Here is a 6,105-nt window from a genome sequence, read left to right as displayed (position 1 = left end):
CTTTTGCTATGAGACAGGGAATTAATTCCCTGGCGGACTTGTGGGTGAATGCGAAAACTTTTGAATGCGAAAGATTGTGGGTAAGTCCGAGAGTCCGCCAGGGGTTGAAAACCCCTGTCTCATAGCGGAAGTCCTCTCAAAGAGGACTAAGATCGATCGTAATTTAATTGGATTTGCCAGTCGGTTTCAACCGACTTTTGCTATGAGACAGGGAATTAATTCCCTGGCGGACTTGTGGGTGAATGCGAAAACTTTTGAATGCGAAAGATTGTGGGTAAGTCCGAGAGTCCGCCAGGGGTTGAAAACCCCTGTCTCATAGCGAAAGTCCTCTCAAAGAGGACTGGGATTGATGATGATTTAATCTAGCTTTTCAGTCGGTTTCAACCGACTTCTGCTTTCTCGACGGGGAATTGATTCCCCGGCGGACTTTTGGGTTAATCCGCAAACTCCGGCGGATTTGTGGGTGAATGCGAAGATTTTTGAATGCGAAAGATTTTGGGTAAATCCGAGGGTCCGCCAGGGGTTGAAAACCCCTGTCTCATAGCGAAAGTCCTCTCAAAGAGGACTGGGATTGATGATGATTTAATCTAGCTTTTCAGTCGGTTTCAACCGACTTCTGCTTTGAGGCAGGGGTTTAAACCCCTGCCGAACTGCCGGACTGCCGCACTGCGGGTATTACCTTTATTAAAGTGAATCGCGATATTTCTTAGGAGTCACACCGACGATTTTGCAGAAAGTCTTGCTAAAGTGACTTTGGTCGTGAAACCCGACTTGCTGCGAAATATAGGCTATTGATAAATCTGGCTTTTTCAACAATTGTTTGGCTTTTTCAATCCGGTACTGGGTGACGTATTGATGGGGCGTGATTTCAATTGATTGTTTGAACAAACGACTGAAATAATAAGGACTCATCTGCACTAAGTTAGCCAGTTCAGCTATGTGCAAATCTCGGTTTAGGTGGTCATTTATGTAGTTAATAACTATCTGCAATTTGCCCGGATCGAGACCGCCTTCAAAATCTCGCCGATGCGGTTTTTGTGCACAATAGCGGTGCAGTATGTGCATTGAAAGTGCGTTTTTCAGTGCATCGACATAAAGAGTGCCGTTTAATCCACCTGATTCCAGTTCGGTTTTCAGAGCCCAGGCAATGCCGAAAATTAACGGATCGCAGATTTGCCATTGCGGTATAATCTCAATGAGGTTTGAATTGGTTGATTCGCCAACTGTATTGTCGAAGTCGGTAGGTTCAAGGGCGATCGCCATAAATTCAGGTTCTTCGACTGCACTTGACTGGAAATCAGTACCAGCAGCACCGATGAACATCTCTCCACTTTGCCACGGTTCGCTACCGTAGTGTTTTCCGTTCAGTATTCCTGTTACTGTTACTGAATTGAGTATCAGCCCAATGCTGTGCTGTTGGAAACAGTGTTCAGGACATTGGTGTGGTGGTGGCTGACGGTGATATTCGACGTGAATTCCCTCCCACTTTGCACCGTGACTCGACAGGATTGCGGGACGCGGAAGAATCAATTTCGTCGCGTCTGTCTGGGCAAAATCTAGAATTAACGGTTTCTCTGAGGACATAGCTTACACCTGCTACCGTAGTTGCCCTATCATATATTTATGAAACACACAAAACGCATCTCAATACTTTTAGCTTTTAGCCAAGTTTCGATCGCCCTAAATCCTGATTAACAAGGGTGACTTTGAATACTCTTATCCACCCTTTTGTAGGGGCGGTGCCAAGAATCCCCGCCCTCTCTCTCTTTTAAATTAGCGCGAGATAAAATGCGCCCAAATATTCCCATCGGGCCCGGCGACTTGATTCATATAATTGTAAGGATACATCAACTTTCTACCCTCAGTATCCCTATAACCAGTGAGTGCATCTCCCCAAGGATCTTGGACGATATAACCGTCGGAATTGTAACCAATTAAAGTGATAATATGACCCGAAGCAGTAAAATCTCCTGCTAAAACCACTGGCCGCCGATTCAACAATTCCGATCGCAAATCAGCCCATTTCCGAGTCGTACTAAAACTCGTCTTGAACCCGTAAGCCTTAATCAGCGCCGAAAGCACGTTATGATCCGTTTGTGAACCCTGACCCGCATAGTCAAAACACCACTGCAATAACTCATCCTCCAACTGTCCGCCCCACTTAGAACGAACACCATAGTAATAAAGTACCATCGCGATCGCAGTTACATTGCAAGTAGACCAATCAAAACGGGGATTATCACGCTGCGAAAAATAGGGCACATTCAATTCCACATTATTTGGAACAGGATCGAAAACTTTATCACCCCGTTTAAACTGAACAGAAGTAGGAACAACAAAACCTGTATTGCCAAAATTAGGCAGTTCTTCCGTCAAAGAAATCTTCAGGTGATTTCCTTCCACACCGTAGCTTTCCACACCGTAAACTCGACCCAGAGGTAACGTATTCCTTTCCGTAGCGCTCAATTGGTTAGCATCAACTGGTCGTTTTTTGAACACAGTTGGTTGCAACATTGTTATGGTCAAAGCATCGGGATCAAAGATAATTTCTTTATCTAATTTTTTAATTTGAACGTGACGCCAATAGATAAAGCCCACATTCCCAAAATCAGGAATAGATTCGGCAAGAGTTACGCGGAAATGACCCAAAATGCAGGCATAGCCAGTAATGGCATAGCTACTGCCTAAAATTAGGTCAGCCACCTGATTTGCTGGGAGTTTCAGTGAATCTTCCGGTGAACCTTTAATCTGGGTGGTTTGAGTTACCAAAAGTTGAGCGCTGATGTTAGTATTGGGTACATCAGCTAGGTCAAATTTCAGGATTTTTGTACCTTTGGCTAGCTGAACGTCTGGTTCATAAAAATAGCCAAAAGTGCCGATCGGCGTAATTGCCGCATCCAAAACCACCTTGAGATGGCCGTCAATAAATCCGTACTTGTTAACAATCAAAGTTTGCCCAGCTTTGACCAGAATTTTTTGCTGATTGTCTAGTCGGGAAGAGTCCACTGGAGCTACTTTAAATAAAGTATCAGAAACTATCTTTAAAGTCAAATCTTTCCCGACAGTTAAGGGGTCAGAACTTACGGTAATATAAATGATTTGACTGCCAGTAACATTGCCTTTGCTATCAGTCGCTCGCAGTCGCAGCCAACGAGCTCCAGGCGTGCTAAATCCTTTGGCTAAATTTACTTGCCAAGTGCCTGCTGTTTGGTTTAGTGTGACGTTTAGTGGCAGCTTATCCTCGGCTATGACTTCAACTTTGACTGCTTCTTGTTTATCAAAAGTACCTGAAAGTGCGATCGTCTGATTCAGCAACACTTCCGTCGGACCTTGATAAGTTAAATTTGGTGCCGGATTGAAAGATTTGCCACCGCGGGCAAATTGTACAAAATCGGGAAAAATAAAACCGGTATTACCAAAGGGCGGTAAATTTTCAGTAAGAGAGACTTTAATGTGGCCTTGTTCGATGGAAAATCCGCTAATTCCGTAAATTATTCCCGCTGGTAAAGTAATTTTTTCCTGTGGTTGCAGAGTCGCTGCATTCGCTGGTCGCTTTTTAAACACAGTAGTTTTGAGAACAGTCATGGTGACTGCATTTGTGTCAAAGGGAATACCTCGACCATTTTGCAAAATTTGGACGTGCTGCGAGTACAGAAAACCGGAAGTTCCCAAGTTGGGTATGGGGCGATCGAAGGTGACTCGAAAATGATTTTCCATGCAAGCATAGCCGAGGATATTGAAGGTTTCTCCCTGACTGAGGTCTACTTTTTGAGTGGAGGATAAGGTAGCAGAATCAGCGGGGCTGAGCTTCAATTTACTTTTTTTGACTACCCAAAGTAACTGCATTCCCGGTGGGGGTGTCGGTAAGTCAGTGCGATCGAATCTGAGAACTTTTGCACCTTTGGTTAGCAAAACGTGTTCTTCATAGAAATAGCCAGATTTTCCCACAGGAGAAATGGGATTATTTAGTTCTACTCTCAGGTGTCTATCGTCTAACTCATAATCTGCCAGCATATAGGTTTGACCCGCGATTGTGTCGGCTTTTTGTTGGTCATTGAGACTGGCTGATGCGATTGTTCCCGCTTTAAATTTGGTATTTTGGAGGACAACTAACATCAACAAGGGAAGGGCGGAGTTAGTAGCAGGATTGACTTTGATATTAAATGTTTGTTCGCCGATAACTTTGCCTGTTTTATCAGTTGCTTTTACTTGCAATGTGCGAATTCCAGGGTTGTCGAAGCCTTTGGGTAAACCGATACTCCAAGTACCTGTAGATAAATTTATTTCTACATTCAGGGCATTTGTGCCTTCGGTTGCTGAAATCCCAGCCACTCGATTTTTGTCAAAAATGCCCACTAGGGCGGAGGCTCGATTCGCCTCAATTTCTTGAGGGCCTAAGTAGGTCAAAATACTGGTGCTGTTTGTCATCTCAATCTCTCTTAGCTAGGTTTGCTGTTAAATCTGGCTGTTAATTTAAAATTGGCACAAATTTGGTAATTGTTCAGCTATCACAATGATAAATTCTGATTTTATCAAACATAACTGCTCGATCGCAAACAAAACCGCCCCTAGATTCAGTCTCAGGGCGGTAAGTGCCTTTAAGTTCGATCGGCTAAAATATTCACCTGTCGATCGACATGATTAATTTTAGTTAACTTAACTACACAATTGTGACCAGAATATCTTGAGCGTGAGAGTCAACTTTCATGGTTTCTCCTTCAAAAACTTGAATGATTTTGGCGGTACCATCGATGACAAAGGTGACGCGCTTGGCATAATCACCTTTTTCGACATCGTAGGCTTTGGTAATCGCGCCATCCACATCTGCTAATAGCTGGAAAGGCAAACAGTATTTTTCTGTGAACTTTTGGTGAGATTCCTCATTATCGCGGCTGACACCGAGAACTACAATATCTTTGTCCTTGTATTCTTCATAAGCTGCTTTGAAGCTTTGGGCTTGTCTGGTGCAGCCGGGGGTGTCGTCTTTGGGGTAGAAATACAATATGACGGTTTTACCGGAGAATTCAGAGAGGGATACTGTTTTGCCATTGGTGTCTTTGGCGGTAAATTGAGGGGCGGCGCATCCAACTGGTAAAGTCATAGTTTTGTTTCCCTTGTTTGGTTTTTCTTGCAGTTCCTCAACTTATTTTACTTGGTTATGTACCTTTGGAATGGGTGCATCTCACTTTTGGAAGGGCGAAGCATGACCGCAGGCAATTTATTAACGATCGCCAGAGATTTACTACGGTCATGCTTCCCCCCTACGAATATATTAACTGGTTCCCAGGCTCCAGCCTGGGAACCCATATCACTCTTGCTCTGCCTCGCTGGGGAATATGGAAAGGTCGGCAGATCCTCCAGAACAGCGTTACCAGGCTCCAGCCTGGTAACGAGTAAACCGTGATTAATTGTAGGGAAACGGCATTGCCGTCTCCTGATTATAGGTAATATTAATTCCGATGCTACACGCCCACCGGTTGAGCAGCCGCCGCCATCATCGATGGATCGAGCTTAATCCCTAAACCTTCTGCCACTTGGCGGCCGTAATTCGGATCGGCGCGGAAGAAATGGCACAGTTGGCGCATCTGAATCTCCGGTTTTGCTCCACCCAAACTTTCCACAATATTAGCGACAAGCCGCTGCTGTGCGTCGGGTTTCATCAAGCGATAGAGGTCTCCTGCTTGGGTGTAGTCGTCATTGCCTTTACGATGATCGTAGCGATCGACTTTGACATTTCCCAAGTCCCAAGCTGGGTCAGCATAGACACAGTTTTGCTTGGGCGTATCATCATGGCTATTGGGTTCGTAGTTCGGCGCGCTACCACCGTTGTTACCCAATGCCATTGCGCCATCCCGCTGGTAGTGCATCACCGGACATTTTGGTTGATTAACCGGCAATTGCTGATAGTTTGCACCGAGACGATAGCGTTGAGCATCTGCATAGGACATGATGCGAGATTGCAGCACCTTATCTGGAGAGAAGCTAATTCCTGGAACGACATTAGAAGGAGAAAATGCCGCCTGTTCTACTTCCGCAAAAAAGTTTTGGGGATTGCGATTGAGTTCGAGAATTCCCACATTAATTAAGGGAAACTCTGAGTGCTTC

4 protein-coding genes are annotated in these 6,105 nt (G+C 44.7%); all 4 read right to left on the bottom strand.

The features are described from left to right. Positions 1 to 684: 684 nt before the first annotated feature. Complete coding sequence (locus AAFP11_RS28715) at positions 685 to 1,584, bottom strand: AraC family transcriptional regulator (RefSeq protein WP_341740030.1); 900 nt, start codon at positions 1,582 to 1,584, stop codon at positions 685 to 687. A 189-nt stretch (positions 1,585 to 1,773) separates the two neighbouring features. Then, complete coding sequence (locus tag AAFP11_RS28710; protein ID WP_341740031.1) at positions 1,774 to 4,428, bottom strand: C39 family peptidase; 2,655 nt, start codon at positions 4,426 to 4,428, stop codon at positions 1,774 to 1,776. Between the two features lie 232 nt (positions 4,429 to 4,660). Beyond that, positions 4,661 to 5,101, bottom strand: coding sequence for a peroxiredoxin (locus AAFP11_RS28705; RefSeq protein ID WP_341740032.1), 441 nt, complete (start codon positions 5,099 to 5,101; stop codon positions 4,661 to 4,663). A 361-nt stretch (positions 5,102 to 5,462) separates the two neighbouring features. Beyond that, positions 5,463 to 6,105: catalase (locus AAFP11_RS28700; RefSeq protein WP_341740090.1), on the bottom strand; the 643-nt coding region annotated here is incomplete at its 5' end.

Source organism: Microcoleus sp. CAWBG640, from assembly GCF_020883015.1.
GTDB lineage: Bacteria > Cyanobacteriota > Cyanobacteriia > Cyanobacteriales > Microcoleaceae > Microcoleus > Microcoleus anatoxicus.
The sequence above is the reverse complement of the archived record's forward strand: the minus strand, read 5'-3'. Positions and strand labels throughout refer to the sequence as shown.